Below are 15,059 nucleotides of genomic sequence, written 5' to 3'. Positions count from 1 at the left end.
CAAGCCCGCTCACACGCCTAGCTCCGGATGTGGAGTCCAACGTGGGAGCGGGCTTGCCCCGCGATGGGGTCTGTGGATAACCCTCGGTGAAGCAATCAGCTCTTCTTGATCTTCTCTGGACGTTTCCAGCCTTCAATGTTGCGTTGGCGAGCACGGCCCACGGCCAATTGCTTGTCTTCAACGGTCTGGGTGATGGTAGAACCCGCAGCCGTAGTAGCGCCGTCCTTGATTTCAACAGGGGCTACCAGCGAGTTGTTCGAGCCGATGAACACATCCTCGCCCATCACTGTCTTGAACTTGTTGGCGCCATCATAGTTGCAGGTAATGGTGCCGGCACCGATGTTGGTGCGGGCGCCGACCTCGGCGTCACCCAGGTAAGTCAGGTGACCGGCCTTGGCGCCCTCGCCCAAGTGGGCATTCTTCAGCTCGACGAAGTTACCCACATGGGCCTTGGCATCCAGCACGCTACCCGGACGCAGGCGCGCGAACGGGCCAGCATCACTGCCCTCGCCCAACACCGCACCATCAAGGTGGCTGTTGGCTTTGACTACTGCGCCTTTGCGCAGGGTGCTGTCCTTGATGACGCAGTTCGGACCGATCTGTACGTCGTCTTCGATCACTACCTTGCCTTCGAGGATCACGTTAACGTCGATCAGCACATCGCGACCAACGGTCACCTCACCACGGACATCGAAGCGCGCAGGATCGCGCAGGGTTACGCCCTGGGCCATCAACCGACGGCCCTCGCGCAGCTGGTAATGACGCTCAAGCTCAGACAGCTGCCGGCGATCATTGGCGCCCTGCACTTCCATCGGATCATGCGGCTGTTCGGTGGCGACCACCAGGCCATCGGCAACGGCCATGGCGATCACGTCGGTGAGGTAGTACTCACCCTGGGCGTTGTTGTTGGACAGCCGCCCCATCCAGTCGGCCAGGCGCGCGGCCGGCATGGCGAGGATGCCTGTGTTGCCTTCCTTGATCGCTTTCTGCGCGTCGCTGGCGTCCTTGTGCTCGACGATTGCCGCAACCTGGCCCTGGGCATCACGCACGATGCGGCCGTAGCCGGTCGGATCTTCAAGATTGACGGTGAGCAGGCCCAACTGCTGCTGGTTGGCCTTGGCCAGCAAGCGCTGCAGGGTTTCTACTTCAATCAGCGGCACGTCGCCGTACAGCACCAGCACGGTGTCGGCGGTGAGTGCTGGAATCGCCTGGGCGACGGCGTGGCCGGTGCCCAGCTGCTTGTCTTGCAGGACGAAGTTCAGGTCATCTGCGGCTAGCCGCTCGCGCACCAGCTCGGCACCATGGCCAATGACCACATGGATACCGCTAGGCTTCAGCTGGCGCGCGCTGTGGATAACGTGACCGAGCATGGAGTTGCCAGCCACCGGATGCAGCACCTTGGGCAATGCCGAACGCATGCGGGTGCCTTGGCCGGCGGCGAGAATAACGATATCGAGGGACATTGACTGGCTACCAATCCTGGGCGGTCAGCAATGTGACCGATGAGGGAAATTCGGAAAAAGAAAAAGGGTAGCCGAGGCTACCCTTTTACTCAATCGCAACAGCAGTGATCTGGCCGGGGCCGGATTACTTGCCTCTGCGCATTTGCTGGACGGTACGCAGCTGAGCTGCGGCCTCGGCCAGACGTGCGGCAGCGGCGCCGTAGTCGAAATCAGCGCTTTTGCTGTGCAGGGCGTTCTCAGCAGCCTTGAGGGCTTCCTGAGCCTGAGCCTCGTCCAGGTCAGCAGCACGTTGCACGGTATCGGCAAGCACCTTGACCATGTTCGGCTGAACCTCGAGGAAACCACCAGAGATGTAGAACACCTCTTGGGCGCCACCCTGCTTGGTCAGCGTGATCGGACCAGGCTTGAGATTGGTGATCAGCGGCGCGTGGCCTGGAGCGATACCAAGATCACCCAGGTTACCGTGCGCAACTACCATCTCGACCAGGCCGGAGAAAATCTCTCCTTCCGCGCTGACGATATCGCAATGGACTGTCATAGCCATCTGCTTGCCTCAACCTGATAGCGCCCCTTGCGGGGCGCAGGAATTACAGTTTCTTGGCTTTCTCGATCGCTTCGTCGATGCTGCCGACCATGTAGAACGCTTGTTCTGGCAGGTGGTCGTAGTCACCTTTGAGGATGCCGCTGAAGCCAGCGATGGTGTCTTTCAGGGAAACGTACTTGCCTGGCGAACCGGTGAAGACTTCGGCCACGAAGAACGGCTGCGACAGGAAGCGCTGGATCTTACGAGCGCGGGCTACCAGTTGCTTGTCGGTCTCGGACAGTTCGTCCATACCCAGGATCGCGATGATGTCCTTCAGCTCTTTGTAGCGCTGCAGAACATACTGAACGCCACGAGCGGTGTCGTAGTGCTCGTTGCCGATCACGTTCGGGTCCAGCTGACGCGAAGTCGAGTCCAGTGGATCGACTGCTGGGTAGATACCCAGGGAGGCGATGTCACGGGACAGAACGACGGTGGCGTCCAAGTGGGCGAAGGTGGTCGCTGGCGACGGGTCGGTCAAGTCGTCCGCAGGTACGTATACGGCCTGGACGGAGGTGATCGAACCTTCCTTGGTGGAGGTGATGCGCTCTTGCAGAACGCCCATCTCTTCAGCCAGGGTCGGCTGGTAACCTACTGCCGAAGGCATACGGCCCAGCAGTGCAGATACTTCGGTACCGGCCAGGGTGTAACGATAGATGTTGTCGACGAACAGCAGAACGTCGTTACCTTCGTCACGGAACTTCTCAGCCATGGTCAGGCCGGTCAGCGCTACGCGCAGACGGTTTCCTGGTGGCTCGTTCATCTGACCGTAGACCAAGGCTACTTTGTCGAGAACGTTGGAGTCCTTCATCTCGTGGTAGAAGTCGTTACCCTCACGAGTACGCTCACCCACACCAGCGAACACGGAGTAACCGCTGTGTTCCATGGCGATGTTACGGATCAGTTCCATCATGTTTACGGTCTTGCCGACACCGGCACCACCGAACAGACCAACCTTACCACCCTTGGCGAACGGGCAAACCAGGTCGATAACCTTGATGCCGGTTTCCAGCAGGTCGTTGCCGCCTGCCTGGTCAGCGAACGAAGGCGCTGGCTGGTGGATACCGCGACGCTCTTCCTCGCCGATCGGGCCGGCTTCGTCGATTGGGTTGCCCAGTACGTCCATGATACGGCCCAGGGTGGCCTTACCAACAGGAACGGAAATGGCAGCGCCGGAGTCAACGACTTCCAGACCGCGCTTCAGGCCTTCGGTGGAGCCCATCGCAATGGTACGAACCACGCCGTCGCCCAGCTGCTGCTGGACTTCCAGGGTGGTTTCCGCGCCTTGTACTTTCAGCGCGTTGTATACACTCGGCACGACGTCACGTGGGAATTCCACGTCGATGACGGCGCCGATGATTTGAACGATACGTCCGCTACTCATAGCTGGATCCTCTGAATTTTTGAACCGTTAAACCGCGGCAGCGCCGCCGACGATTTCCGAGATCTCCTGGGTGATCGCAGCCTGACGCGCCTTGTTGTAGATCAACTGAAGCTCTTTGATCAAATCACCGGCGTTGTCTGTGGCGTTCTTCATGGCGATCATCCGGGCCGCTTGTTCAGCAGCGTTGTTCTCGACCACCGCCTGGTATACCTGCGACTCCACGTAACGCACCATCAAGCCGTCCAGCAGCTCTTTTGCGTCGGGTTCGTACAGGTAATCCCAGTGATGCTTGAGATCCTGATCCGGGGTTGCCACCAACGGTACCAATTGCTCGACCGTCGGTTTTTGGGTCATGGTGTTGATGAACTTGTTCGAAACCACCGAAAGGCGATCGATACGGCCATCCAGGTAGGCGTCCAGCATCACTTTGACAGAGCCGATCAGATCGTTGATCGATGGCTCTTCGCCCAAGTGGCTGATCGCTGCTACGACGTTGCCGCCAAAGATGCGGAAGAAAGTTGCACCCTTGCTGCCGATCACGCACAGGTCGATTTCCACGCCCTGTTCGCGGTTTGCGTTCATGTCCTTGACCAGGGCCTTGAACAGGTTGGTGTTCAAGCCACCGCACAGACCACGGTCACTGCTCACCACGATATAACCGGTGCGCTTTACAGGGCGCTCGATCATGAATGGGTGGCGGTATTCCGGGTTGGCGTTGGCCAGATGACCGATCACCTGGCGGATACGCTCCGCGTAAGGACGGCTAGCAGCCATGCGCATTTGTGCCTTGCGCATCTTGCTTACCGCCACTTTCTCCATGGCGCTGGTAATTTTTTGCGTGCTTTTGATGCTCGCAATCTTACTGCGAATCTCTTTTGCGCCTGCCATGTATCACCTATCAGGTTAGCAAGCGGGGGCCTGGGCCCCCGCTGCGGCTTACCAGGTCTGGGTGGCCTTGAACTTCTCGATGCCGGCTTTCAGGCCTGCGTCGATTTCGTCGTTGAAGTCACCCTTCACGTTGATCTTCGCCATCAGTTCAGCGTGATCACGGTTGAAGAAGGCGATCAGTGCTTGCTCGAAGCTGCCGATCTTGGAGACTTCTACGTCAGTCAGGAAGCCACGCTCAGCGGCATACAGCGACAGGGCCATGTCCGCGATGGACATCGGCGCGTACTGCTTCTGCTTCATCAGCTCGGTAACGCGCTGACCATGCTCCAGCTGCTTGCGGGTCGCTTCGTCCAGATCGGAAGCGAACTGGGCGAATGCAGCCAGCTCACGGTACTGAGCCAGAGCGGTACGGATACCACCGGACAGCTTCTTGATGATCTTGGTCTGAGCGGCACCACCTACGCGGGATACCGAAACACCGGCGTTCACTGCTGGGCGGATGCCCGAGTTGAACATGGCCGATTCCAGGAAGATCTGACCGTCGGTGATCGAGATCACGTTGGTCGGAACGAACGCGGAAACGTCGCCAGCCTGGGTTTCGATGATCGGCAGCGCGGTCAGGGAACCGGTTTTGCCAGTCACAGCACCGTTGGTGAACTTCTCGACGTACTCTTCGGAAACGCGCGATGCACGCTCCAGCAGACGGGAGTGGAGATAGAACACGTCGCCTGGGTACGCTTCACGTCCTGGTGGACGGCGCAGCAGCAGGGAGATCTGACGGTAGGCAACAGCCTGCTTGGACAGGTCATCGTAAACGATCAGTGCGTCTTCACCGCGGTCACGGAAGAACTCGCCCATGGTGCAACCGGCGTATGGCGCCAGGAATTGCAGTGCGGCGGATTCCGAGGCGCTGGCAACCACCACGATGGTGTTTTTCAGTGCGTCGTTTTCTTCCAGCTTGCGAACGATGTTGGCAACGGTGGAACGCTTCTGGCCGACAGCAACATAAACGCAGAAAATACCGGAGTCTTTCTGGTTGATGATGGCGTCGATGGCCATGGCGGTCTTGCCGATCTGACGGTCACCGATGATCAGCTCACGCTGGCCACGGCCGACAGGGATCATGGCGTCGACGGATTTGTAGCCAGTCTGTACAGGCTGGTCTACCGACTTACGCCAGATCACGCCTGGAGCAACTTTCTCGACCGCGTCGGTCTCGGTGTTGCCCAGCGGGCCTTTGCCGTCGATTGGGTTGCCCAGTGCGTCAACGACGCGACCCAGCAGTTCCTTACCAACTGGAACTTCCAGGATGCGGCCGGTGCACTTGGCGCTCATGCCTTCGGCGAGGGTGTCATAGGCACCCAGGATCACTGCACCTACGGAGTCTTGCTCCAGGTTCAGGGCCATGCCGTACACGCCACCCGGAAACTCGATCATTTCGCCGTACATAACGTCGGCCAGACCGTGAATCCGCACGATACCGTCAGAAACGCTGACGACGGTACCTTCGTTGCGGGCTTGAGAGGCTACATCGAGGTTATCGATGCGGCCCTTGATGATTTCACTAATTTCGGAAGGATTGAGTTGCTGCATTGCTCTGCTGCCCCTTCAAACTCAAGATTTCAATGCTTCGGCCAGTTTCGCGATCTTGCCGCGAACCGAGCCATCGATTACCAGGTCGCCTGCGCGGATGAGGACGCCGCCGATCAGGCTGGCATCCTCCGACGCGTGCAGGCGAACTTCCTGGCCGAGCCGTGCACTGAGAACCTTGGCGAGTTTGTCTTGCTGTTCTTGGTTCAACGCAAAAGCACTGGTGACTTCCACGTCCACGGATTTTTCCAGTTCGGCCTTGTACAGCTCGAACAGGTCGGCAATCTCCGGCAGGAGCAGGAGACGGCCATTTTCCGCAGCAACATGAATGAAATTCTGTGCCTGTGCATCGAACTTGTCACCGCACACTTCAATGAAAGTGGCGGCCTTTTGTGCGCTCGTCAGTCGCGGGGCCTTGAGCAGGCGCTGCATGGTGTCGTCTTGCGACACAGCAGCAGCCAGGCCGAGCATGGCTGACCAATTGGCCAGTTGCTGATGGGCCTGGGCGTGCTCAAAGGCAGCCTTAGCGTAAGGTCGGGCCAACGTGGTCAGTTCTGCCATGATCGCCCTCGCTTAAATTTCAGCGGCCAGTTTGTTAACCAGCTCCGCATGCGCGTTTTGATCGATTGTGGCGCCAAGGATCTTTTCAGCTCCGCCAACAGCCAGGGCACCCAGTTGGGCACGCAGGGCGTCTTTGACGCTGTTCAGTTCCTGTTCGATCTCGGCCTGAGCCTGAGCCTTCACACGGTCAGCTTCGACGCGGGCCTGATCACGGGCTTCCTCGACAAGCTGAGCAGCGCGTTTCTTGGCTTGCTCAATGATTTCGGCTGCCTGTGCTTTAGCTTCACGCAGTTGCTGACCCGCTTTCTCTTGGGCCAGCTCCAGGTCGCGAGCTGCGCGGTTGGCAGCGTCCAAGCCATCAGCAATCTTCTTTTGACGCTCTTGCAGGGCAGTGATGACCGGAGGCCATACGTACTTCATGCAGAAGACGACAAAAATCAGGAAAGCAACGGATTGGCCAATCAGGGTTGCATTAATGTTCACGCCAACACCTCGCTCGGTCTTTGTTCATCACAGCAATCAACTCGTGGGTACGAGTGATTAGCCGGCGATTTGACCAACGAACGGGTTTGCGAAGGTGAAGAACAGAGCAATACCAACACCGATCATGGTTACGGCGTCGAGCAGACCGGCAACGATGAACATTTTGACCTGCAGCATCGGAACCATCTCAGGCTGACGAGCAGCGCCTTCCAGGAACTTGCCGCCCAGCAGGCCGAAACCAATGGCGGTGCCCAGTGCGCCCAGACCGATCAGCAGAGCAACAGCGATAGCGGTAAGACCAACTACAGTTTCCATCTTTCCTCCCGACTTTTACGTCGTATTGGTTAGGTTTTTAGTTTGAAGCGGTAAAACAAATCGTTTGGTACAACTGCCCTTGCGGACTTTTTACAGCCCTCCCCCCAAACGGGCAGGGAAGGCTATCAGACACGCCAGGCGGTCTTAATGGTTATCTTCGTGAGCCATCGACAGGTAGACGATGGTAAGCATCATGAAGATGAAGGCTTGCAGGGTGATGATCAGGATGTGGAACACAGCCCACGCCCATTGCAGCACCACACCCAGGCCGCTGAGCCAGAGCAGGCCGCTGCCGAACATTACCGCGATCAGGATGAACACCAGTTCGCCGGCATACATGTTGCCGAACAGACGCAGTGCCAGCGAGATCGGCTTGGCGATCAGGGTGACGAATTCAAGCAGGAAGTTCACCGGGATCAGCAGGGCTTGAACGAAGATGTTCTTGCTGCCGAACGGGTGCAGGGTCAGCTCGCCGATGAAGCCGCCGATGCCCTTGACCTTGATGCTGTAGAAGATGATCAGCGCGAACACCGAGAAGGCCATGCCCAGGGTGGCGTTCGGGTCGGTGGTGGACACGGCTCGGAACGCAATGTGCGGATCACCCGAGATCTTGGCAGCCAGCACCGGGATCCAGTCGACCGGGATCAAGTCGATGGCGTTCATCAGGAACACCCAGACGAAGATGGTCAGGGCCAGCGGGGCGATGACCGGGCTACGGCCGTGGAACGAGTCCTTGACGCTGCCGTGGACGAAATCGACCATCACCTCGACGAAGTTCTGCAGGCCGCCAGGTTGGCCGGAAGTGGCCTTCTTAGCCGCCATGCGGAAGATGAAGAGGAAGATCAGACCCAGCGCAACCGACCAGCCCAGGGTATCCAGGTGGAAGGCCCAGAAGCCCATTGCCTTGGCTTCTGCAGCCGAATGGGCCAAGCCCCAGCTGCCGTCTGGTAGTTGACCGTAGGTCAGGTTCTGCAAGTGGTGCTGGATATAGCCCGAAGCGGTTTCTGCTGCCATGGTTGCCTCAAACGCCCTTAGGTCTCGAAAGTCTTTTATTCATTAGCAGGGGCGCGAACCAGCTGACCAATTGGGTCAGCACGAAGACGCCGAATACTGCTAACGGCGCCAATGGCTTCACTCCTGCGAAGGTCAGTGCAAACAGCACTGCCGTCAAAATCAATTTGCCTGCCTCGCCTGCGTAGAACGACTTGACGATGGCCTGCGCTGCCCGGGCTCCGCTAAAGCGAAAAGCCTTCCAGGCGAAGTACACATTCGGCAGCCAGGCAATCAGCCCTCCACAGAGGCCTGAATATCCACTGACTGCTCCTTTCCACTGCCACAACACCAAAGTTGCCAGCAGGACTACGACACATTGCGTCAGCAGTACTGGAAAAACTGCCCAGCGATGGAAAGGCAGGCGGTTTGGCGTGCGGATTTCCATCGCATCTACTCCTGGAAAGTCGACCATCAAGTCAGCAACGACTTGGCATAATTTGTGCCGACAAAATGCGCGCAGAGTATAGGGGGGGATTAACCCCTATTCAACTATTGGGTAGTGATTTCCGACTGCGCGCTACAACGGGAATTGTTTCAGCGGATGTGAGCAAGCACGCCTTGCAACTCGTCGAGCGAGTTATAGCGAATCACCAACTGACCTTTGCCCTTGTTGCCATGGCGGATCTGCACCGCCGAGCCCAGGCGCTCTGCCAGACGCTGTTCGAGGCGAGCGATATCAGGATCAGGTTTGCTCGGTTCGACCGGATCAGGTTTGCCGCTCAGCCACTGGCGCACCAGTGCCTCGGTTTGGCGCACAGTGAGCCCGCGTGCGACAACATGACGCGCCCCTTCTTCCTGGCGATCTTCTTCCAGGCCTAGCAAGGCGCGGGCGTGGCCCATCTCCAGGTCGCCGTGGGCGAGCATGGTCTTGATTGCCTCCGGCAGCGAGATCAAGCGCAGCAGGTTGGCCACGGTCACCCGTGACTTGCCGACGGCGTCTGCCACTTGCTGCTGGGTCAGTTCGAATTCCTGCTGCAGGCGTTGCAGGGCAATCGCCTCTTCCAGCGGGTTGAGATCCTCACGTTGGATGTTCTCGATCAGCGCCATGGCGATGGCGGCTTCATCGGGTACATCACGGACCATGGCCGGGATGGTGTCCAGGCCCGCCAGTTGAGTGGCGCGCCAGCGGCGTTCGCCGGCGATGATCTCGTAGCGCTGGTCACCGATCGGCCGAACCACGATCGGCTGCATGACGCCTTGGGTGCGAATCGAGGCAGCCAGTTCTTCCAGCGCCTCCGGGTCCATGTCCCGGCGTGGCTGGTACTTGCCACGCTGGATCAGCTCGACCGGCAGGTGTTGCAGTTCTTTCTGATCGATCTTGACAGCCTGCTCCTCGAGCGAGCTGACGGAAGGACCACTGAGCAGTGCATCCAACCCACGTCCGAGACCCCGTTTCTTAACGGCCATGCGGATTCCTTAAGTTGTTTGTGCAGTGCGTGATTGACGGCGTTGGCGGCGTACCAGTTCCCCGGCCAGGGCCAGATAGGCCAGTGCGCCACGCGATTGCTTGTCGTAGGCCAGGGCCGGCATGCCAAAGCTTGGCGCCTCGGCCAGGCGAATGTTGCGCGGGATCACCGTATCGTACAGCTGCTCGCCGAAGTGCTCTTTGAGCTGCGCCGAAACATCGTTGTTCAGGCTCAGGCGCGGATCGTACATGGTCCGCAGCAGGCCTTCGATCTTCAGCGCCGGGTTCAGCCGGGCTGCGATGCGCTTGATGTTATCCACAAGGTCGCTGAGACCTTCGAGTGCGTAGTACTCGCACTGCATCGGGATAATCACGCCATCGGAGGCGACCAGGGCGTTGAGGGTGAGCATCGACAGCGACGGTGGGCAGTCGATGAGGATGTAGTCGTAATTCTCGCGGATAGGCGCCAGCGCATTGCGCAGACGGCTCTCCTTGACCTGCATCTCCAGCAGCACCACTTCCGCGGCGGTGAGGTCGCGGTTGGCCGGCAGCAGTTGGAAACCGCCGTGCTCGGAGTAGTGCATCGCCTGGGCCAGGTCGCATTCGCCGATGAGCAGGTCGTAGACCGAATGCTCGAGCTCGTGCTTGTCCACCCCGCTGCCCATGGTCGCGTTGCCCTGCGGATCGAGGTCGATCAGCAGCACACGGCGCTTGGTCGCAGCCAGCGATGCGGCGAGATTGATACAGGTGGTAGTCTTGCCCACACCACCTTTCTGGTTCGCGATTGCGAATACCTTAGCCATTGTTGCGTGTAATCCCAGTCATGCCTTGCGGCGCAGTATCAGCAGATGGCGCTGGCCCTGGCAACCCGGAACGGTCAGGGCCTGCTCGCTTTCCACTGTGAAGTCTGCGGGCAATGCTACCAGTTCGTCGGCAGGATGCAGCCCTTTCATTGCAAGCCAAAGCGTCCGCGTGTCGCCCAGGTGGCGAGTCCAGCCGGTGAAGTTCTCCATGCTGCTGAATGCCCGCGAGATGATCCCGCTGAACGGCTGCGCCGGTTGATACTCTTCGACCCGGCTGTGGATAACCTGCAGGTTGTCCAGTTTCAGCTCCATCTTCACCTGGGTGAGGAAGCGGGTTTTCTTGCCATTGCTGTCGAGCAGCGTCACTTGCTTGTGCGGGTGCAGGATAGCCAAAGGAATTCCCGGCATGCCACCGCCGCTGCCGACATCCAGCCAACTTTGCGTGTCGCTGTGGATAAACGGCATGACGCTGAGGCTGTCGAGCAGATGGCGCGATACCATTTCGTTCGGGTCGCGCACTGCGGTCAGGTTGTAGGCCTTGTTCCATTTGATCAACAGGGCCAGGTAGCCCAGCAGTTGCTCGTGCTGCTGTGGGCTCAACTCGACACCGAGCTGGCGCGCGCCTGTGGACAACTCTTCTGCGTGTTGCGGGGTGACCAAGGAACTCAAGCGCTTTGCTCCAATTCGCGGCCTGCGCCGCGTTTTTTCAGATGAATCAGCAACAGGGAAATCGCCGCCGGGGTCACGCCGGGGATGCGCGAAGCCTGGCCGAGGGTCTCCGGGCGGGTCTGGCCGAGTTTGCCCTGGATCTCCTTGGACAGGCCGGAGATCGTCGTGTAGTCGATATCCACAGGCAGGCGGGTGTCTTCGCTGGCGCGCAGACGAGCGATCTCATCCTGTTGACGGTCGATGTATCCGGCGTACTTGGTCTTGATCTCGACCTGCTCAGCCACTTGCGGGTCAAGTGCCTCACCGCCAGTAGCCTCGATCAGGCCGGCATAGTCGATTTCCGGGCGAGCCAGCAGGTTGAGCAGGCTGTATTCGTGGCTCAGCGGCGTGCCGAACTTATCCACAACGGCTTGGCCCATTGGTGTGCCGGGACGAACCCAGGTCGACTTCAGGCGCTGCTCTTCACGCTCGATGCCTTCGCGCTTGGCGCAGAACGCAGCCCAACGCTGGTCATCGATCAAGCCCAGCTCGCGGCCCTTCTCGGTCAGACGCAGGTCGGCGTTGTCTTCACGCAGGATCAAGCGGTATTCGGCGCGCGACGTGAACATGCGGTACGGCTCCTGGGTCCCCAGGGTAATCAGGTCGTCGACCAGTACGCCGATGTACGCCTCGTCGCGACGCGGACACCAGCTCTCCCGACCCTGCGCACGCAGTGCGGCGTTGGTTCCGGCCAGCAGACCTTGAGCGCCAGCTTCTTCGTAGCCGGTGGTGCCGTTGATCTGGCCGGCGAAGAACAGGCCGCCAATCACTTTGGTTTCGAGGCTGTACTTCAGGTCACGCGGATCGAAGTAGTCGTACTCGATGGCATAGCCCGGGCGCACGATGTGGGCGTTTTCCATGCCGCGGATCGAGCGGACCAACTCCAGCTGCACGTCGAACGGCAGCGATGTGGAAATGCCGTTGGGGTACAGCTCATGGGTGGTCAGGCCTTCCGGCTCGATGAACACCTGGTGGCTTTCCTTGTCGGCGAAGCGGTGGATCTTGTCTTCGATCGACGGGCAGTAACGCGGGCCGACACCTTCGATAACCCCGGAATACATCGGCGAACGGTCGAGGTTCGAAGCGATGATTTCGTGGGTGCGGGCATTGGTGTGGGTGATCCAGCAGCTGACCTGGCGTGGGTGCATCTGCGCGTTGCCCATGAACGACATCACCGGAATCGGCGTATCGCCGGGCTGCTCGGTCATCACCGAGAAGTCCACAGAGCGGCCATCGATACGCGGCGGCGTACCGGTTTTCAGCCGGCCGACGCGCAGCGGCAGTTCACGCATGCGCTGGGCCAGGGCAATGGCGGGCGGATCACCGGCGCGGCCGCCGGTGTAATTCTGCAAGCCAATGTGAATAAGTCCGGCAAGGAAGGTGCCAGTGGTCAGTACCACCGAGTCGGCGAAGAACCGCAGACCCATTTGCGTGACCACGCCCTTGACCTGGTCCTGTTCGACGATCAGGTCGTCGCAGGACTGCTGGAATATCCACAGGTTCGGTTGGTTTTCCAGGATTTCACGGACCACCGCCTTGTAGATGGCGCGGTCAGCTTGGGCACGGGTCGCACGGACGGCCGGGCCTTTGCGGTTGTTCAACACGCGGAACTGAATGCCGCTCTTGTCAGTGGCCAACGCCATGGCGCCGCCGAGCGCATCGATCTCTTTGACCAGATGACTCTTGCCGATCCCACCAATTGCGGGGTTGCAACTCATGTGACCGAGGGTTTCCACGTTATGGGTCAGCAGCAGGGTTTTTACCCCCATGCGTGCAGACGCAAGCGCAGCCTCGGTACCGGCATGGCCGCCGCCGATGACGATCACTTCAAAACGGGAAGGGAAATCCACCACGCACCTCGTGCCTGTTTTTGCGAATAGAGAAGGTAAGCCGACAAGTATAGGGACTTCCTACCTGCTAAAGAAACCTTTTGAGCAAATTTTGACCAGGCTGTGGATGAACGGGGATAACAGAAATTAAAAAAGAAGAAATTAAAAAAGCTTTGTTTTTATGTTTATTCTTATGCACCACCTTTTCTGTGGATAAAGCTCTACACACCAATATTCATGGTATGTACAGAGAAATTAAACCCTGTGCTTGAGTGGCCATGAGGGCTATGGATAAGCGCATTTAGCCTGTGGATGAAATGCCTATTTACCCACAGGCGGATTTGTCCTCAGCTCTGAAGGGGGTTTATCAACTGAGCTGAAGGTGAGTTTTCCACAGGGCTTAGACGAACGAAAACTCGCCTGTTGATGAAATCAAAGGCGTGGGTCTTCAAAGGAAATTGGAAATAGATGGGGGTAGGCTGTGGAGGAGCGGTTTATCCACCGACGAAAGCGCAGCCCTCGCTATTCATCCTGGTGTGTTCTTCGCGGGGTGAACCCGCTCCCACAGGTACTACCTTGCTGATCGGCGGTAATTGGAGGGGAGCGGTTGTGGATTATTTACCGATGCAGAAGCTTGAGAAGATACGCCCCAGCAGATCATCGGAACTGAACGCGCCGGTAATCTCTCCCAACGCCTGCTGAGCTTGACGAAGATCTTCCGCCAGCAGCTCTCCCGCGCCGGCCAGGGTCAGCTGGTCACGACCATGCTCAAGGTGCGCGCTAGCCTGGTTCAAGGCCTCCAGGTGGCGTCGACGGGCGCTGAAGCTGCTCTCTGAGGTCTGTTCATAACCCATGCATGCTTTCAGGTGATCGCGCAGCAGCAGCAAGCCGCTGTCATCGCCCTTGGCGCTGAGGGTAATGGTCACATGGCCATCGTCACATTGCTCCATGGCCACCGCTTCCCCGCTCAGGTCTGCCTTGTTACGAATCAAGGTGACTTTGCCAGGATCTGGGCGCTGATCGAGAAACTCTGGCCACAAGGCAAAGGGATCGCTTGCTTCAGGCGCCGTGCTATCCACAACCAGCAACACCCGGTCAGCCTCGCTGATCGCTTTGAGCGCGCGTTCCACGCCGATCTTTTCCACATGGTCGTCTGTGTCACGCAGCCCTGCGGTATCGACCACGTGCAACGGCATGCCGTCGATGTGGATATGTTCCCGCAAGATATCCCGGGTAGTGCCAGCGATATCGGTGACGATGGCCGCCTCACGCCCAGCCAGGCGGTTGAGCAGGCTCGACTTGCCCGCATTGGGCCGTCCGGCAATCACCACGTTCATGCCATCGCGCAGCAGCGCGCCCTGGCCAGCTTCCTTCTGCACTGTGGACAACTCGGTGCGCACTGCATCGAGCATCGACAGCACATGACCATCGGCGAGAAAGTCGATTTCTTCCTCAGGGAAGTCGATCGCAGCTTCGACGTAGATCCGCAGCGCGATCAGTGCCTCGGTCAGCGAGTGAACGCGCTTGGAGAATTCGCCCTGCAACGAACGCAAGGCATTGCGTGCGGCCTGGGTCGAACTGGCCTCGATCAGGTCAGCGATCGCTTCGGCCTGGGCCAGGTCGAGTTTGTCGTTGAGGAATGCACGCTCGCTGAATTCACCAGGACGCGCCAGGCGGCAGCCCAGTTGCAGGCAGCGCTGCAGCAGCATGTCCATCACTACCGGGCCGCCATGACCTTGTAGTTCCAGGACGTCTTCACCGGTAAACGAATTCGGCCCCGGGAAGAACAGCACGATGCCCTCATCCAGTACCAGCCCGTCCTGATCGCGGAACGGCCCGTAGTGAGCATGCCGGGGCGTGAGAGTGCGCCCGGTAATAGCTTGCCCGGCCTGGCTCGCCAGGGGGCCAGACAGGCGGACGATGCCGACCCCGCCGCGGCCCTGAGCGGTAGCGATGGCGGCAATGGTTTCACGCACAGTGTTCATGCTCGAAAGCCT

The 15,059-nt window shown here is 59.1% G+C and carries 15 protein-coding genes; all 15 read right to left on the bottom strand.

What is annotated here, in order from left to right; translation table 11 throughout:
• Nucleotides 1–95 precede the first annotated feature (95 nt).
• The 15 genes from glmU to mnmE all read right to left on the bottom strand — a co-directional run bounded on the left by glmU (nucleotide 96) and on the right by mnmE (nucleotide 15,047).
• Nucleotides 96–1,463, bottom strand: coding sequence for a bifunctional UDP-N-acetylglucosamine diphosphorylase/glucosamine-1-phosphate N-acetyltransferase GlmU (glmU, locus tag ACF8K2_RS20940; RefSeq protein WP_186553111.1), 1,368 nt, complete (start codon nucleotides 1,461–1,463; stop codon nucleotides 96–98).
• Between the two features lie 124 nt (nucleotides 1,464–1,587).
• Nucleotides 1,588–2,007 carry a F0F1 ATP synthase subunit epsilon gene (locus tag ACF8K2_RS20935; RefSeq protein ID WP_186553112.1) on the bottom strand — a complete coding sequence of 140 codons (420 nt, stop codon included), beginning with the start codon at nucleotides 2,005–2,007 and terminating at the stop codon, nucleotides 1,588–1,590.
• Nucleotides 2,008–2,050: 43 nt separating this feature from the next.
• Nucleotides 2,051–3,427: a F0F1 ATP synthase subunit beta gene (atpD, locus tag ACF8K2_RS20930; protein WP_016502294.1), complete on the bottom strand. Its 1,377-nt coding sequence runs from the start codon at nucleotides 3,425–3,427 to the stop codon at nucleotides 2,051–2,053.
• A 27-nt stretch (nucleotides 3,428–3,454) separates the two neighbouring features.
• Nucleotides 3,455–4,315: a F0F1 ATP synthase subunit gamma gene (gene atpG / locus ACF8K2_RS20925; protein ID WP_016489911.1), complete on the bottom strand. Its 861-nt coding sequence runs from the start codon at nucleotides 4,313–4,315 to the stop codon at nucleotides 3,455–3,457.
• Between the two features lie 48 nt (nucleotides 4,316–4,363).
• A complete protein-coding gene (gene atpA, locus ACF8K2_RS20920) occupies nucleotides 4,364–5,908 on the bottom strand; it encodes a F0F1 ATP synthase subunit alpha (RefSeq protein WP_186553113.1) in 1,545 nt (514 codons plus the stop codon).
• A 21-nt stretch (nucleotides 5,909–5,929) separates the two neighbouring features.
• Entirely contained in the window at nucleotides 5,930–6,466 is a 537-nt protein-coding gene (locus tag ACF8K2_RS20915) for a F0F1 ATP synthase subunit delta (RefSeq protein WP_186553114.1), read from the bottom strand.
• A 12-nt stretch (nucleotides 6,467–6,478) separates the two neighbouring features.
• On the bottom strand, nucleotides 6,479–6,949 hold the full coding sequence (locus ACF8K2_RS20910) for a F0F1 ATP synthase subunit B (protein ID WP_186553115.1): 471 nt from the start codon (nucleotides 6,947–6,949) through the stop codon (nucleotides 6,479–6,481).
• A gap of 57 nt (nucleotides 6,950–7,006) precedes the next feature.
• Nucleotides 7,007–7,264 (bottom strand): F0F1 ATP synthase subunit C, encoded by a 258-nt coding sequence (gene atpE / locus ACF8K2_RS20905; protein ID WP_003097235.1) that lies wholly within the window; start codon nucleotides 7,262–7,264, stop codon nucleotides 7,007–7,009.
• 144 nt (nucleotides 7,265–7,408) lie between these two features.
• Nucleotides 7,409–8,278 carry a F0F1 ATP synthase subunit A gene (atpB, locus tag ACF8K2_RS20900; RefSeq protein ID WP_392467394.1) on the bottom strand — a complete coding sequence of 290 codons (870 nt, stop codon included), beginning with the start codon at nucleotides 8,276–8,278 and terminating at the stop codon, nucleotides 7,409–7,411.
• A 7-nt stretch (nucleotides 8,279–8,285) separates the two neighbouring features.
• Entirely contained in the window at nucleotides 8,286–8,702 is a 417-nt protein-coding gene (locus ACF8K2_RS20895) for a F0F1 ATP synthase subunit I (protein ID WP_186553117.1), read from the bottom strand.
• Nucleotides 8,703–8,851: 149 nt separating this feature from the next.
• The gene (locus ACF8K2_RS20890; RefSeq protein ID WP_186553118.1) at nucleotides 8,852–9,724 is read right to left on the bottom strand and encodes a ParB/RepB/Spo0J family partition protein; all 873 of its coding nucleotides are present in this window, start codon (nucleotides 9,722–9,724) and stop codon (nucleotides 8,852–8,854) included.
• 9 nt (nucleotides 9,725–9,733) lie between these two features.
• Nucleotides 9,734–10,525 carry a ParA family protein gene (locus tag ACF8K2_RS20885; protein ID WP_186553119.1) on the bottom strand — a complete coding sequence of 264 codons (792 nt, stop codon included), beginning with the start codon at nucleotides 10,523–10,525 and terminating at the stop codon, nucleotides 9,734–9,736.
• An 18-nt stretch (nucleotides 10,526–10,543) separates the two neighbouring features.
• Nucleotides 10,544–11,194 (bottom strand): 16S rRNA (guanine(527)-N(7))-methyltransferase RsmG, encoded by a 651-nt coding sequence (gene rsmG, locus ACF8K2_RS20880; protein WP_186553120.1) that lies wholly within the window; start codon nucleotides 11,192–11,194, stop codon nucleotides 10,544–10,546.
• Entirely contained in the window at nucleotides 11,191–13,083 is a 1,893-nt protein-coding gene (gene mnmG, locus ACF8K2_RS20875) for a tRNA uridine-5-carboxymethylaminomethyl(34) synthesis enzyme MnmG (protein ID WP_392467391.1), read from the bottom strand. Before mnmG ends, rsmG begins: the two co-directional genes overlap by 4 nt.
• Before the next feature lie 593 nt (nucleotides 13,084–13,676).
• The gene (gene mnmE, locus ACF8K2_RS20870; protein WP_392467389.1) at nucleotides 13,677–15,047 is read right to left on the bottom strand and encodes a tRNA uridine-5-carboxymethylaminomethyl(34) synthesis GTPase MnmE; all 1,371 of its coding nucleotides are present in this window, start codon (nucleotides 15,045–15,047) and stop codon (nucleotides 13,677–13,679) included.
• Nucleotides 15,048–15,059: the final 12 nt, after the last annotated feature.

Origin of the sequence: Pseudomonas sp. xss_2 (assembly GCF_043104195.1) — a bacterium.
In the GTDB taxonomy this organism is placed as follows: Bacteria; Pseudomonadota; Gammaproteobacteria; order Pseudomonadales; family Pseudomonadaceae; genus Aquipseudomonas; species Aquipseudomonas urmiensis.
The sequence above is the reverse complement of the archived record's forward strand: the minus strand, read 5'-3'. Positions and strand labels throughout refer to the sequence as shown.